Consider the following 13,766-nt stretch of genomic DNA (forward strand, 5'->3'; position numbering starts at 1 on the left):
ATAATTGGGATTCATGCCTTTTTATTTTGAGGCATTAATGTTTAATAACAGCATTGTCGTGGAAAAAATAACCAACAAGAGGTTTTCGATTGTATTGTAGATAGTTATGTGATTGATATTATTGGTTGTTATCATCTTGCAACTATTGGATGCTGAGTGAATTTTTGATAAATGGTTCAAATTGTTGATATGGTCGTCCACATTTGTTGATATAGTATTCAAATTGTTGAAATGCTGGGGGAAGGGGAAAGTTTTATGTTATTTGTCAGGCATGAATCGTTCCAGGAATTTTTGCGGGCCTATCCAGTAACCAGTGCCATTGTTTTTATGAATGCCATCATGATGCTGATGACTGTATTGCTCGGCTGGTTTTCGGGGGGGGAGTGGATTTATCGGTGGGGAGGATTAAATAAACAGTGGGTGATGGAAGGTGAAGTGTATCGTCTGGTAACTTATGCTTTTCTGCATGGCGGATTTATGCACTTTGTGTCCAATATGGTTTTCATGGTGATTGCCGGGCCATCGATTGAGAAATTGCTCGGCCGGTTAAGATTTACCGGGTTGTTTTTCTTTTCGATTTTAATGGCAGCTCTCGCTATAATCATTATTCCTTCAGCACCATATTCAGTCGATATAGGGGCATCCGGTTTTGGTTACAGCTTATTTGGATTCTACTTTTATCTAATCCTGTTTAAAAGAAACTTTATTGAGAAAGATTCCAGCAAAATGATAATGGCGTTCATAGCGATTGGCTGGCTGACAACTTTACTTGTTCCCAATATTAGCATTGCGGCGCATTTGGGAGGGTTTGCCGCAGGCTGGATCTATGCTTTCTTCATGAACAAATCCCTGAATCGCCTGCGGCTGGTTAATCCTAAATCATTTTATAGGTGAATTGATATTTATATCCCTTAAAGCTAATTGAAAAGCTTGAAAAAACCGCCTGGACCATGATCCAGGCGGTATAAAAGTTAAACTCGGGTTTCAACCTTGCTTTTCTCCAAAGCCGCAGTGAAATCGCGAATGATATCATCAGGATTTTCCAGCCCGGCAGAAAGGCGGAGCAGTCCACCTGTGATGCCGCGTTTTTCCCTCTCTGCTGCAGGCATCGAGGCGTGAGACATTTTGGCCGGATAAGAGAGGATTGATTCCACTGCACCCAGGCTGACTGCAAATACAGGGAGCTTCACATTTGAAACAAATGAGTTTAGGGCACTTTCATTTTCAAGTTCAAAGGACAGTACCGCTCCAGCGCCGCTTGCCTGATCTCTCTGGAGGCTGTACCCTGGATGATCTGGAAGCCCCGGGTAATACACTGCCTTAACATGTGGATGGGCTGCCAGGAATTCCGCTACCTTTACGGCAGCCTTCATGGAATGCTCCATTCTGACATGCAGGGTTTTCAGACCGCGCATAACCAGCCATGCATCCTGGACACCAAGCACTGCCCCGAAGGAATTCTGCAAAAAGTAAAGCCGGTCAGCAAGCTCTGGATCTTTAACGACGGCAAGGCCTGCGACAACATCACTATGCCCTGAGAGGAATTTCGTCGCACTATGAAGGACGATATCCGCCCCAAGATTCAAAGGCTTTTGCAGGGCCGGAGTCAGGAATGTATTGTCGACATAAGTGATGGCCCCGATTTCTTTTGCAATGGAGCAAACCGCTCTGATATCGGTCACTTTCAGCAGCGGATTAGAAGGAGTCTCCATATAAATTGCTTTTGTATTAGGCCTTACCGCAGCCTTCACGCTGTCAAGGTCGGTCATATCAACAAAGGTATGCTCAATCCCAAACCTGGTCAGCACACTTGTGACCATCCTGAAGGTTCCGCCATATACATCCTCTGTAACGATGACATGGTCACCGGCAGAAAGAAGCAGGAATGCGGTCGAGATTGCAGCCATTCCGGAGGCAAAAGCAAAGCCCCTTGTGCCTTCCTCCAGTTCTGCAATTATATCCTCAAGCGCTTCCCGGGTTGGATTTGCGCTGCGGGCGTAGTCATATTTCCCAAATTGTTCCGGATCGGCCTGGTGGAATGTTGAAGCGTGTTGAATGGGAACACTTACAGCCCCGGTGGCACTGTCAAATTTATGTCGGTTATGCAATAGTCGTGTTTCAAATGAAAACTCCTTGTTCTCACTCATACTCTAGCCTCCTTGTTAACGGCTGCAAATGCATGATCCAAATCCTTGATTAAATCCCTGCAATCTTCAATGCCCACTGAAAAGCGCAGCAGACGGTTACAGACGCCGTTAGCTGTCCTTATTTCCTCAGGGATATCTGCATGGGTCTGTGTTGCAGGGTATGTGATAAAGCTCTCGGTCCCGCCGAGGCTTTCCGCAAAGGTGATAAGTGACAACTCCCGTAAAAATGGATTCACCCACGCCTCTTCTTTTACCCTGAAAGAAATCATGCCTCCCTGGCCAGGGTAAAGGACATCAGTTACAGACTCATGTTTCTCAAGGTAATCCACCAGCTGTCTGGCGTTTTCCTGATGCCTTTCCATACGCAAGGAAAGTGTCTTCATGCCGCGCATTAACAGCCAGGAATCAAACGGGCTTAATACAGCTCCTGCGCCATTATGATATAAAAAGAGCGAGTCGCATAATTCCTTGCCTTTTGCAACGATCAGCCCTGCGAGGACATCGTTATGGCCTCCCAAATATTTGGTAGCGCTATGAATCACGATATCTGCACCAAGCTTTATCGGCTGCTGGAGCAGCGGGGTATAAAAGGTGTTATCGACAATCAAAAGAACGCCGTATTGCTTGGCGATTTTTGCCACACCTTCAATATCGGTCTGTTCCATAAGCGGATTTGTGGGGGTTTCGATGAAAATGGCCTTCGTTTTAGGAGTGATCGCATTTTCAATTTCTGTAAGTTCGCTAGTGTTTACATATCGACAGTCCAGGCCCCATTTCTTAAATCCTTGCTCCAATAAACGGTATGTACCTCCATATAAATCCTTTGAGATGACCCACTCATCTCCTGACTGAAATAAAGAAAGAACTGTAAGGATGGCCGCCATTCCTGAACTGCAGGCAAATCCACGGTCTCCCCCTTCAAGGTCCGTGATCGCCTGTTCAAGAAGCTCGCGCGTCGGATTGCCTGTCCGCACATAATCATACCCTGAGGATTGTCCGATCCCTTCGTGGCGGTAGGCGGTCGAGAAGTAGACCGGCGGATTCACTGTTCCTGTAGATGTTTCACTCCGGTTCCCGATTTGTGCTAAAAATGTATCAATGTTGTGCATGGCTCACTGCTCCTTTAAAGAAATGATAAAAAATAAAAAAGCCTTCTATAAGAAGAAGACCTTTGAAATACGCTTATGGCAGTCATTCCTCTTATCTTCCAAGTTTCATCGTGGACTTGTTGGAATTAGCACCTTTCCAATGCCTGCAAAAAAACATTGAAGGTTGCTGAGGCGTCGTCGGGCCAATCCCCTCGACCTCTCTGGATAAGAATTATCATAATTCAGTTTCTTTTGAATTTACTATAGAATGGCACGGGTGTCAACCTCAGAAAAAGAATAGGGTATGTTTCAAGTCATATACAGAGGCAGAAAAAAATTATTTCGTATAGTAATTAAGGCTAAAATAATAGAAATCTTTTCACAATTTGAAACCTGCAAAAATGCTTGTCGTTTATGAGTTTCTTATTGGAGAAGTTTTTTTTATAAGGGTGAAGTTGTAAAGGTTGCCGAACAGCTTCAACAAATGCTGGAATCCATTAATAGCTTTCATCCAAGATGGATCAATCTTCCAAGCATGAAGCAGGGGAACACCGGCAGTTTAACCTGGGGGAGGGTGAAAACTGTAATTTATTGGATCAATCGAGGGAACGGCCTTCGTTCACTGAGTGTTCATTTTCCTGCCATTAAACCGTATTAATTCCTTTCTGTTTGACCCATTTTTGTATGTTATTTTAATGGTATAAACAAGAACCTGGAAGACGGGAGGTTGGCATATATGGAAGAGTTAAATGTAACGCTTGCAATTGCAAGCATTATAACATTGGGCTATTATCTGTTCTATACAGTGTTCCATTTTGAAAGATAGTCTTGCAAGGGCAGTATAGGAGTGCTGTCTTTTTTTCTAATCAAAGCAAAAAAGAGCTGTCTAAACAGCTCTTCATGCATTCGGCGCGATTACCCATTTTTAAATAATAGAATGGTTTGGTCATCGAAGATTTGGTCTTTTTGCTTTTTTTTAATATCCTGATAGAGAGCATCCACAATGTCCTGTGCGGGCAGGTGTTTGTCGGTCAACGCGAATAATTCCTTCAGTTTTTCATTGTTATCAATCTCATTGTTCTGGCGTTCCTCAGTGACTCCGTCGGTATAAAGTAAAATCATATCATCAGGTTCCAAATCAATTTCTTCTGTTTTATAAACAGTGTACTTCGATAACCCGAGTACCGCGCCTTTAGCATTAATGTCAATCATGCGGCCTCTTTCTGCCTGATATAAAATCCCCGGCTCATGGCCTGCGGATGCATACCGGAAAACACCGGTTTTTATATCGAACGTCCCCATGAACATGGTTACAAACATTGACGGGTCCAAATAGTTCGCGCAATACTGGTTCAGTTCGTGCAAGATCTCGTGCGGCAGTGATTGATCGTCAATCTGATCCATCGCATACTTGATCATCGACATTAATATGGCAGCCGCCATCCCTTTTCCCGAGATGTCCGCGATGCCAAACCGGATTTGCTGGCCATTCGTTACTACATTATAGAAGTCACCGTTAAGCTTGCGGATCGGAACAGAGACTACGCCCAAATCGGTGCTTTCGGGCAAAGCAAGCTTTTGCACCTGTGTCAGCAATGTTTTTTGTACACGTGATGCGATGCTGAATTCAAGTTCTATTTGCGCATGCTCTTCTTTCATTTGTTCAAGCTTGAGTTTTTCCGTAATATCGGAAAACGTTACTACCGTACCAGTAATGATTCCCTGGTCATATAACGGGCTTACGGAATATTGAACGGGGATTTCCGTCCCGTCAGCCTGGTAAAAAATATCCATGTCCACAAATCGTGAAACACCATCGAGGCCGGTTTGTATAATCTTACATGTCTCCGGATTAAACTGTTCTATATCCCGTTTGCGATGAACAAGGAAATCCAGGTTTCCTGCTGAAATCTGATCCGGCTGATAGCCAAGGATTCTCCCCCCTGCCTTATTAAGAAACAGGATTTTGCCCTCAAGGTTCAACCCTAATATGCCTTCAGCAGCAGAATCAAGAATCAGCCTGTTTTGGTTGCTTAGCCTTTCAACCTGGGCCATATACCGCTTCCGGTCCGTTATATCCATGCATATCCCATACACGCCAACGATTTTATTGTCAACCATAATGGGCACATTTGCGACATTGACCTCTATTGCTTCGCCATTTTTGCGCAGGAGGGTCACATCATAATTTTGGGTTTTCCCAAGTGTGGCCTGTTCAAAAAACCAATCGGTATATTCAAGGTCATCAGGGTGAAGCAGCTCGGAATAATTCATTTGCAGCAATTCATCCTGTGTATAGCCTGTCATTGCTTCAAGCATCCGGTTTACCGACTTATAGTTTCCATGCAAATCAAAGGAGTAAACAGCAGAAGGGTTATAATCGAAAAGCGAGCGATAGCGCTGTTCGCTTTCTTTTAGCTGATTCTGCGCCCTTACTCTGTCCGAGATATCAAAGGCAATGCCATAGACGCCGACTATATCCCCTTCAACAATAATCGGGAGGTTTGAAACCTGTACAGGGCGGTGTTCTCCGCTTTTATCCACTAATGTTGTCTCGTAATGCTGGGGGGTTCCCTTCTTTGCCAGCTCAAAATGTTTTGCTGTTTTTGCTAAATCCTTGGGCGCTACGAATGGAACAAATGACATAGTCGGGATTTCTTCCTTCGAATAACCGGTTAACTTAAGGAAGTTTTCATTATGGCTTATAAAGTCGCCATCCATGTCAAAAGCAAAGACAGCAGCCGGGTTATAATCAAAAAGGGACCTGTACCATTGTTCATTTATCTTATATTTTTCCTCGATTTTTTTACGTTCCGTAATATCGCGTGAAACTGTAATCAACTCGGTAATTGTACTGCCGGTTTCATTCAGCAGAAAACGCCCGGTCGTTTCCATCCAGATATACTCGCCATTTTTACGTCTTATGCGATAAGTTAAATGGAATTCTTCTCTATTGTTTAAAGCCTGGTCATACTGTTCGTAAATAAAAGCGATGTCTTCCGGATGAAAATATTCGTATGGAGAATGCCCCAGAAGTTCCTCAGGGTTGAAGCCCAATAAACGTTTGGATGCCGGTGAAACATAAACATATTTCCCTTCTTCGGGACAGTGCAGGGCAATCATATCCAACGAGTTTTCAGAAAGAAGCCTGAATCGTTTTTCACTTTCCAGTATTTTATTTACGGTTTCTTTTTTTTCGGTTATATTTTTGGCGATTCCATAAACGCCGATTGTTTCATGTTCCTGGATAATTGGGATATATGTTACGGATGCAGTCCATATTTTCCCGTTTTTGTGTTTGAAAGTAATCTCATAGTCTTCCTTTGATCTTTGCCCAATATTCCGTAATATTGCAGCCCTGCTTTCAAACGAGCTTTTATCCATAATTTCTGCGGGCTCCAGGTGTATGAACTCTTCTTTCTCGTAACCGGTTAAATCCTTTATCGCAGAATTTGCATCTATATAATTGCCATCCAGGTCCATCACATAGATAGCGTCGGGATGGTTGTTGAATAATGAGAGGTGAGGTCCGTTCCCCAAAAATTCTTTCAGGTACTGTTTGTTTTCAATCATTTTAATCCTCAATTCCTTCTAATTTTTCTACATATATAAAGTATAACATGTGAAAGCTAAATAACTGCCTGCTCATCACTGATTTAATTAGGCAAAAAAGGGATATAGCTCGAAAAAATGTTATTTTCCATTACATTAATTTCTAATCCTTTTAAATAATAGAAGGGTACATATATTAATAATCACTATCCTTATATTATAATAAAATGACATATTATAAATTTTACCTTTTTTTCACAATAACGTGTAAAATGACGGTTTTTGCAGCGTAGGGGGTGTAACGATGGAGTATGGTATACATCCATTAGGCGATCATGCGATCATCATCGAACTGGGAAAAGATATTTACGAAGAAACGCAGCAAAAAGTCCAAGTGGTTTCTGCATTTCTGGATGAGCACCCTCCATGCTGGATGGTCGAATACATCCCGGCCTTTACTACAGTAACGGTTTTTTATGATCCGGTTTATTTCACAAATATCAATAAGGCAAAACTTCCTTATAACCAGGCCTGTGGGCAGCTTTCAGAAATGCTGGAAGGCCTTAAGGCAGGGAATGAAAAGGAACAGAGAGTGGTTGAAATACCTGTATGCTATGGGGGGGAGTTCGGCCCTGATCTTGAGCATGTTGCAACAATCAATGGGCTGACGGCTGAGGAAGTAATAAAAATCCATTCATCTGGTGATTATTTAGTGTACATGATTGGGTTTGCGCCCGGGTTTCCTTATGTTGGAGGCATGCCGGAAAACATTGCAGCGCCAAGGAGGGAATCCCCCCGATTAAAAATTCCTGCCAGATCAGTCGGCATTGCGGGTGAACAAACAGGAATCTACCCCATTGAAACACCCGGGGGCTGGCAATTAATCGGAAGGACTCCGCTGGAACTGTTCCAGCCTCAGGCAGAACCGCCAAGCCTTTTAAGGGCAGGAGACAAACTTAGGTTCAGGCCGATCAGCCATAAGGAATATTTAGAATGGGAGAATCACAAGGGATGATCACGATAATTAAGCCCGGCATCCTCACCAGCATTCAGGATTTGGGAAGGTACGGTTTTCAAAAATATGGGGTCATTGCGAGTGGCGCAATGGACCAGTCCGCCCATCGAATCGCCAATTTATTGGTCGGCAACGAAGAGAATGCAGCAACGCTCGAAATTACGTTGCTCGGGCCTGCAATTGCATTTAATGAAGACGCCCTTATTTCGATTTGCGGCGGTGACCTTTCTGCTACCATAAACGGGCAAGCTGTACGCAGGTGGCGGCCGGTTTTTGTGAGAGGCGGGAGCACTCTGAAATTTGGCCCGGGGAAGGCTGGCTGCAGGGCATATATTGCGGTAGCGGGAGGGTTTGACGTTCCCGTTGTCATGAACAGCAAATCAACCTATTTAAGGGCGGAAATCGGGGGTTTTTCCGGCCGGGCACTAAAAGAGGGAGATCAAATTGCTTGGAGTTCCCATGGGAATCTATCCGGAATAATGATCAAGCATTTAAAAAGTAATCTAAAAGATCATTTTTTCATGGAATGTGATTGGTCGGCAGCAGGTGATTTAATCGACTATACAAGCAGGCGTTCCATCCGGGTAATGGAAGGTCGACAATTCGAATTATTTACGAAAGGTAGCCAGGAAAAATTTTTTAGCGAGCCATTTACCGTTACTTCAGAATCAGACCGGATGGGCTATCGTTTAAAAGGTCCGCTGTTAACCATGGAAAAAGCGGAAGAAATGATTTCTGAAGCAGTGAGCTTCGGAACGATACAAGTACCGTCGGAGGGTAATCCGATCGTTTTGTTGGCGGATCGGCAAACGACCGGAGGATATCCTAAGATTGGCCAAATTGCAGCTGTTGATTTGCCATATCTTGCACAGGCCAAACCCGGGGATCGGGTTTATTTTACAAAAGTCACGCTTGATGAAGCCCAATCTCTGTATTTAGAACAGGAAACAAAGATAAAGCAGTTGAAAATAGGGGTTTCACTTAAGTTCAGATAGGAGGGAAATACGTTGCATAGAGTAGATATCAATTGTGATATGGGAGAGAGCTTCGGGACCTATATCATGGGCAGGGACGAAGAAGTCCTCGACTATATTACTTCCGCTAATATCGCATGCGGGTTTCATGCCGGCGATCCGGCGACAATGCGGAAAACGGTAAAACTGGCCCTCGAAAAGAATGTCGGGATTGGTGCTCACCCCGGACTTCAGGATTTAACCGGATTTGGGAGAAGGGAAATGCAAATATCCCCACAGGAAGCTTACGACCTTGTGGTTTATCAAATTGGGGCATTAAACGGTTTTGTAAAGGCAGAGGGGGGCCGGCTGCAGCACGTCAAGCCGCACGGTGCCCTTTTTAACATGGCTTCCAAAAGCGCGTCATTATCTGAAGCTATTGCCGAGGCTGTCTACAAGGTTGACCCTGACTTGATCCTTTTTGGATTGGCAGGGGGAGAGCTTGTAAAGGCAGGGAAGAAACTTGGCCTGCGTTCAGCAAGTGAAGTGTTTGCTGACCGGACTTATCAGGAAGATGGTACACTGACCTCCAGACTGGATTCCAATGCTCTTATACATAACCATGAAGAAGCTATAAGCCAGGTTATCAGGATGGTCATAGAAGGCAAAGTAACTTCCGTCCAGGGAGTGGATATCTCGATTGCTGCAGATACCGTGTGTATACATGGGGATGGGGAGAATGCATTGGATTTTGCCAAGTATATTTCCATAGCATTAAAAGAGGCAGGTATAACAATTGCTAAAATTGGTGACTTTTTAGGTAAAGGCTAAAGAAAATTTGGAGGAAATATGGAGAAAAACTCTAGATTAAGCATTTTGCTCGGAGCTGCTTTCCTGATGGCGACTTCTGCTATTGGACCCGGCTTTTTGACGCAGACAACCGTCTTTACCCAAGCACTTTTGGCAAGCTTTGGTTTTGTAATCTTGATTTCAATCATTATTGACATTGGGGCACAAATCAATATTTGGCGGATCATTGCGGTATCAGAAAAAAGGGCGCAGGATATTGCAAATGAGATGCTCCCCGGTTTAGGCACATTTTTAGCAATTCTAATTGTACTGGGTGGACTTGCTTTCAATATAGGAAATATTGCTGGAGCAGGCCTTGGAACAAATGTTTTATTCGGGATTTCCACGAAGATGGGTGCGTTATTAAGCGGAATTGTTGCGGTAGCCATATTCCTGGTTAAAGAAGCGGGAAAAGCAATGGACCGATTTGCCCAGCTGATGGGATTTGTCATGATTGGATTGACGATTTATGTAATGTTTAAGGCCCAGCCGCCTTATGGGGAAGCGCTTGTAAAAACTTTTATGCCGGACGAAATTGATCTGCTTGCGATTATCACGCTTGTCGGCGGAACGGTCGGAGGCTACATCACATTTGCCGGAGGGCACCGGTTGCTGGACGCAGGAATTAAAGGAAAAGCTGCAATTCCGGAAGTGACAAGGAGTGCAGTTAGTGCAATCGGGATTGCATCCATCATGCGGATTTTCCTCTTTTTAGCTGCGCTGGGCATTGTTATTCAAGGGGTTACGATCGATCCAGGAAATCCTCCTGCATCGGTCTTTAAGCATGCTGCCGGCAACTTTGGGTATAGGATCTTTGGGGTCGTCATGTGGGCAGCAGCTGTGACATCGGTTGTCGGTGCGGCTTATACATCTGTCTCATTTATCACAACATTAAGCAAAACCATCCATAAATATGAAAAATGGTTTATTGTCGGATTTATCACAGTGTCTACTTTGGTTTTTGTAGTAATTGGACAGCCTGTTAAAATATTAGTACTGGTGGGAGCATTAAACGGCCTGATCCTGCCGATTGCCTTAGGCGTCATGCTGGTGGCGGCGTATAAAAAAAGGATCGTAGGTGATTACAAGCATCCGCTATGGATGACATTGTTCGGCATTGTCATCGTCATAGCCATGAGCTATATGAGCATATACACCATCATGAAAGGCATTCCGAAATTATTTGGGTAGCTGGTAATGAGCCTCAGGAATGACGAAAAACCTCGTTCATCCGGTAAAAGTAAAAAGGCGTCCTCTCCTCAAAGGACGCCTTTTTGTGAATGATTAAATCGTCAATAATTCATAAACCGCATTCAGCTGTCTGGAGCGTTCATCATCCTTCTCTTGATTTGCATAGTCGATCGCTTCGGCCAATATGCTGTTTAAATAATACATTTCTTCCCCGCTTAAGCTTCTTACAAAGTATTCCTCTGTATCGTGGCCGGAATTGGTAAGCTTGCTGTATATTTCTTTGCCAAATTTACTTTCTGTATGCCCGGCCAATATTTCCCTGACATATAGTAAAGGCTGATTCATTTTCCTATCCCCTTCCTAAATAACATTTATCAAGTTGCTATTATTTTACCCGGAAAAACGTATTAGTATCTTGCCAGTAAAAATAACGGCCGCTCCACAATTGGGCGAATAACCGAAGCCGGAAAAAACATAATAAATGCGAAGGGCCATAAAACTGGGAGGGATTTTAAAATGTTTAACCAACAGGGACATTTACACGAAAATATGCATACAGGTTCAGTGCCGCAGCATTTCAATCACGGCGGCCATGAGGTATTGGATGTCAGGGAAACGCTTATGGGGTCTATAGCGGCCATGAACCAATACTCGGTATTGCGCCAATATGTCCGGGATCCGGAACTGCTTGACATCATGGATCGACAGTATGCTTTCATGCAGGAAGAATACAATATTACAGTGGACTGCTTCCAATCAGGACGGGATCCGTACAAGGAGACAGAAAGCTATGAAATGAACCAGGATAATGATTTCATTTATGGTTTAGAGGCCTCCCAGCCAGTCCATCCAATTCATTCCTCATCAGCAATGAATGAACAAACTGTGGCTGATTGCCTGAGGTCTTTACAGAAATCTTCTGCAATAATGAAAACCATGGCGGCTTTGGAATCGACAAACCCGGTCGTTCGCCGTGTGCTTGCTGATTCTGTACCAAACTGCGTGGAAATGGTGTATGAACTTTCCATTTACCAAAATAAACACCACTATTACCAAGTCCCGCAATTTACTGAACAGGATATGAGCCAAATGATGAATGAGTTTGCTCCAGCCCAAGCAATGCCAAACAACACATGGGGGCATTAATCCCCAAAACAATTTAATAAAAGAGGTGCAGAATGGTTAATTTGAATTTCGATAAATTCAATCGCATCCAAAAAAATCACAAATCACGTTATATCGGTGGCGATCAATCCCAGCAGCAGGGTGTGAACGACCATAAATATAACGATAACCAACATACGGACAAAAAACCTGGGGTAACCGGTCGGGATATTCCGTCCGGTAAAGAGTTTTAAATAAAATAGGTTTGATTTTTCAGTCAACATTTATGTTGGCTATTTTTTTGAGTTGAAATTTTACTTTTTAAGCGGATCTTTTAAAAGTTTTGAAATATCTCGTTGGAATATTCCGTGGGTATAGTATATAAACACAGGTAAAAATAAGGAAGGAGTTCCTAATATTAGTACACAAACGGTGTCTGTTCAACTATAAAAAGAAAAACTGGAGGGATAAAAATGAACAAGTGGGGAATTTCAGCGATTCTTTATCTGCTTTTAGTGATTGGAGGCTATACAGTATATTCCGAAGTGTTCCAAAACAATAAGGATAAATCAGCTGAAGCAAAAAATGCTGGGCATGGACATGAATCAGGTGCGAAGAAGGATTGAAGCCATGGTGAAGGCTCAGAGAATGACGCCCCTGGGCATGCTGATGGAGAGAAAAAAGAAAGCAGACATCAGCATGGTGATAATGATATATAAAAAAGTGAAGTAAAAACATTTTGAACTCGACACTACTGAGTTGGAACCAAATTTAGGAGCTATGGGCCATCTAGTCATTCTTGATGAAATGCGCAAAACTTTCTCCATGTCCATCCTGAAGGCGATGAAAAGTGGTGTCCGGGACCCAAATCGACCCATTCATGGTTGAGATCAAATAAGGGTCAAATAATTGAAGGCCCAATAACCCGACCGAGACCAGGGCACAAAGTTCCGGAAGAAAGCGTAATAATAAATTGGCATTTTTTAATATGAAACATAAATATTGCCTCCCTGGCTTTAAAATACCGAGTTGAAAGTAAAAAATTTTTGGTATGAAGACTACTTCCCTATCCTACACATTTATGCCTTTAGTTTCAGTGATATTTTGGAAAAAATTTATCAGCGAATATCAACGAGGTTTTTCCGGAACTCTCTTTTCGTCTGAATATGAAAAGTCTGATAAACTGGTGTTAAAAAACATGGGGGAAAACTATGGAGAATGAAGAGAAACAGAGTTATACAATAAGTAAAACGAAGCGAAATATCGCAATAGGGCTTGTCATTTTATCCACCATATTTTACTGCCTTATCCTGGTTATCCCGTTCCTGCCGTTTGCAGTGAAAACAAAGGTGATCATTTCTTCCGCTTTTGCTGTCATTGGGGAGATTACCTTTTGGATCGGCGGATTTATCTTAGGGAAAGAAATGGTAAGGAAGTATCGGAAAAAATTGAATCCTGCCAATTGGTTTAAAAAATAGAAAACTTTTTTCTGGTGAATTACATTGAAAAAAATTATGAAGTTAATATAGGGTTTGGTCATGATATGGAGATTGGAGTACCCGCAAACGGGCAATGCAGTGTAAGTGGACTGGTAATACATGATTTGTTCAAAGGTGAGACATTGAAAATGCCGCTACCGGATGGTTGGCATTTTAATAATAAAATAAAGCAGACGACATCAATTACTTCATTACAATTTCGGGGATTTTTGCTACTAGAATGTTCCCTAGATCATTCTGAAAACTAATACAAAGCAGTACGTTTATGTATATTACAGTGTACATTGGATAATTTGAGTCCGGGTGAAAGGTAAAATATAAAATTTAATTCTGCATAATGTTAATCGTACATACAAAAGGGAAAGAGT

At 42.9% G+C, this 13,766-nt stretch carries 14 protein-coding genes and 1 riboswitch; of the genes, 10 read left to right on the top strand and 4 right to left on the bottom strand.

Going from position 1 to position 13,766, the window contains the following annotated elements; translation table 11 throughout:
- Positions 1–255: 255 nt before the first annotated feature.
- Positions 256–894 carry a rhomboid family intramembrane serine protease gene (locus D0466_RS15940; protein ID WP_158555921.1) on the top strand — a complete coding sequence of 213 codons (639 nt, stop codon included), beginning with the start codon at positions 256–258 and terminating at the stop codon, positions 892–894.
- A gap of 77 nt (positions 895–971) precedes the next feature.
- Here the strand turns inward: D0466_RS15940 and metC are convergent, their stop codons facing one another.
- The 3 genes from metC to D0466_RS15955 form a co-directional block, all read right to left on the bottom strand.
- Positions 972–2,147, bottom strand: a complete 1,176-nt coding sequence (metC, locus tag D0466_RS15945) for a cystathionine beta-lyase (RefSeq protein ID WP_117323531.1) — start codon at positions 2,145–2,147, stop codon at positions 972–974.
- Positions 2,144–3,256 carry a methionine biosynthesis PLP-dependent protein gene (locus tag D0466_RS15950; RefSeq protein ID WP_117323532.1) on the bottom strand — a complete coding sequence of 371 codons (1,113 nt, stop codon included), beginning with the start codon at positions 3,254–3,256 and terminating at the stop codon, positions 2,144–2,146. Before D0466_RS15950 ends, metC begins: the two co-directional genes overlap by 4 nt.
- An 88-nt stretch (positions 3,257–3,344) precedes the next feature.
- Positions 3,345–3,467, bottom strand: a riboswitch (SAM riboswitch).
- A 683-nt stretch (positions 3,468–4,150) separates the two neighbouring features.
- Positions 4,151–6,808: a PAS domain S-box protein gene (locus tag D0466_RS15955; RefSeq protein WP_117323533.1), complete on the bottom strand. Its 2,658-nt coding sequence runs from the start codon at positions 6,806–6,808 to the stop codon at positions 4,151–4,153.
- Between the two features lie 283 nt (positions 6,809–7,091).
- Here D0466_RS15955 and pxpB point away from each other — a divergent pair, with 283 nt between their 5' ends.
- Genes pxpB through D0466_RS15975 form a run of 4 tightly spaced genes read left to right on the top strand, consistent with a single transcriptional unit; the run spans position 7,092 to position 10,795 of the window.
- Positions 7,092–7,802 (top strand): 5-oxoprolinase subunit PxpB, encoded by a 711-nt coding sequence (gene pxpB, locus D0466_RS15960; RefSeq protein WP_117323534.1) that lies wholly within the window; start codon positions 7,092–7,094, stop codon positions 7,800–7,802.
- Entirely contained in the window at positions 7,799–8,797 is a 999-nt protein-coding gene (locus D0466_RS15965) for a 5-oxoprolinase subunit C family protein (RefSeq protein ID WP_117323535.1), read from the top strand. The genes pxpB and D0466_RS15965 overlap by 4 nt, the downstream gene beginning before the upstream one ends.
- A 12-nt stretch (positions 8,798–8,809) precedes the next feature.
- Positions 8,810–9,586, top strand: a complete 777-nt coding sequence (locus D0466_RS15970; RefSeq protein WP_117323536.1) for a LamB/YcsF family protein — start codon at positions 8,810–8,812, stop codon at positions 9,584–9,586.
- Between the two features lie 18 nt (positions 9,587–9,604).
- A complete protein-coding gene (locus D0466_RS15975) occupies positions 9,605–10,795 on the top strand; it encodes an NRAMP family divalent metal transporter (protein WP_117323537.1) in 1,191 nt (396 codons plus the stop codon).
- A 93-nt stretch (positions 10,796–10,888) separates the two neighbouring features.
- On the opposite strand, the gene D0466_RS15980 is transcribed toward D0466_RS15975, so the two are convergent.
- Entirely contained in the window at positions 10,889–11,140 is a 252-nt protein-coding gene (locus D0466_RS15980; protein ID WP_117323538.1) for a sporulation protein, read from the bottom strand.
- A gap of 171 nt (positions 11,141–11,311) precedes the next feature.
- Between D0466_RS15980 and D0466_RS15985 the strand changes: the two genes are divergently transcribed.
- The 5 genes from D0466_RS15985 to D0466_RS23770 all read left to right on the top strand — a co-directional run bounded on the left by D0466_RS15985 (position 11,312) and on the right by D0466_RS23770 (position 13,646).
- The gene (locus D0466_RS15985; RefSeq protein WP_117323539.1) at positions 11,312–11,941 is read left to right on the top strand and encodes a spore coat protein; all 630 of its coding nucleotides are present in this window, start codon (positions 11,312–11,314) and stop codon (positions 11,939–11,941) included.
- Positions 11,942–11,973: 32 nt separating this feature from the next.
- The gene (locus D0466_RS15990) at positions 11,974–12,153 is read left to right on the top strand and encodes a hypothetical protein (RefSeq protein WP_117323540.1); all 180 of its coding nucleotides are present in this window, start codon (positions 11,974–11,976) and stop codon (positions 12,151–12,153) included.
- 219 nt (positions 12,154–12,372) lie between these two features.
- Positions 12,373–12,525, top strand: a complete 153-nt coding sequence (locus D0466_RS22275; protein WP_158555922.1) for a hypothetical protein — start codon at positions 12,373–12,375, stop codon at positions 12,523–12,525.
- A gap of 585 nt (positions 12,526–13,110) precedes the next feature.
- Positions 13,111–13,377, top strand: coding sequence for a transporter suffix domain-containing protein (locus D0466_RS15995; protein WP_117323541.1), 267 nt, complete (start codon positions 13,111–13,113; stop codon positions 13,375–13,377).
- 65 nt (positions 13,378–13,442) lie between these two features.
- Complete coding sequence (locus tag D0466_RS23770) at positions 13,443–13,646, top strand: YunG family protein (protein ID WP_456107148.1); 204 nt, start codon at positions 13,443–13,445, stop codon at positions 13,644–13,646.
- Positions 13,647–13,766 lie beyond the last annotated feature (120 nt).

Source organism: Peribacillus glennii, from assembly GCF_003429105.1.
Classification (GTDB): Bacteria; Bacillota; Bacilli; order Bacillales; family DSM-1321; genus Peribacillus; species Peribacillus glennii.

What these genes read in the sequence shown, in the direction of transcription:
- pxpB (WP_117323534.1), top strand. Translation starts at nt 7,092, where the DNA reads ATGGAGTATGGTATACATCCATTAGGCGATCATGCGATCATCATCGAA.
- D0466_RS23770 (WP_456107148.1), top strand. Translation starts at nt 13,443, where the DNA reads ATGGAGATTGGAGTACCCGCAAACGGGCAATGCAGTGTAAGTGGACTG.
- D0466_RS15955 (WP_117323533.1), bottom strand. Translation starts at nt 6,808, where the DNA reads ATGATTGAAAACAAACAGTACCTGAAAGAATTTTTGGGGAACGGACCT.
- metC (WP_117323531.1), bottom strand. Translation starts at nt 2,147, where the DNA reads ATGAGTGAGAACAAGGAGTTTTCATTTGAAACACGACTATTGCATAAC.
- D0466_RS15950 (WP_117323532.1), bottom strand. Translation starts at nt 3,256, where the DNA reads ATGCACAACATTGATACATTTTTAGCACAAATCGGGAACCGGAGTGAA.
- D0466_RS15965 (WP_117323535.1), top strand. Translation starts at nt 7,799, where the DNA reads ATGATCACGATAATTAAGCCCGGCATCCTCACCAGCATTCAGGATTTG.
- D0466_RS15980 (WP_117323538.1), bottom strand. Translation starts at nt 11,140, where the DNA reads ATGAATCAGCCTTTACTATATGTCAGGGAAATATTGGCCGGGCATACA.
- D0466_RS22275 (WP_158555922.1), top strand. Translation starts at nt 12,373, where the DNA reads ATGAACAAGTGGGGAATTTCAGCGATTCTTTATCTGCTTTTAGTGATT.
- D0466_RS15995 (WP_117323541.1), top strand. Translation starts at nt 13,111, where the DNA reads ATGGAGAATGAAGAGAAACAGAGTTATACAATAAGTAAAACGAAGCGA.
- D0466_RS15940 (WP_158555921.1), top strand. Translation starts at nt 256, where the DNA reads ATGTTATTTGTCAGGCATGAATCGTTCCAGGAATTTTTGCGGGCCTAT.
- D0466_RS15975 (WP_117323537.1), top strand. Translation starts at nt 9,605, where the DNA reads ATGGAGAAAAACTCTAGATTAAGCATTTTGCTCGGAGCTGCTTTCCTG.
- D0466_RS15985 (WP_117323539.1), top strand. Translation starts at nt 11,312, where the DNA reads ATGTTTAACCAACAGGGACATTTACACGAAAATATGCATACAGGTTCA.
- D0466_RS15990 (WP_117323540.1), top strand. Translation starts at nt 11,974, where the DNA reads ATGGTTAATTTGAATTTCGATAAATTCAATCGCATCCAAAAAAATCAC.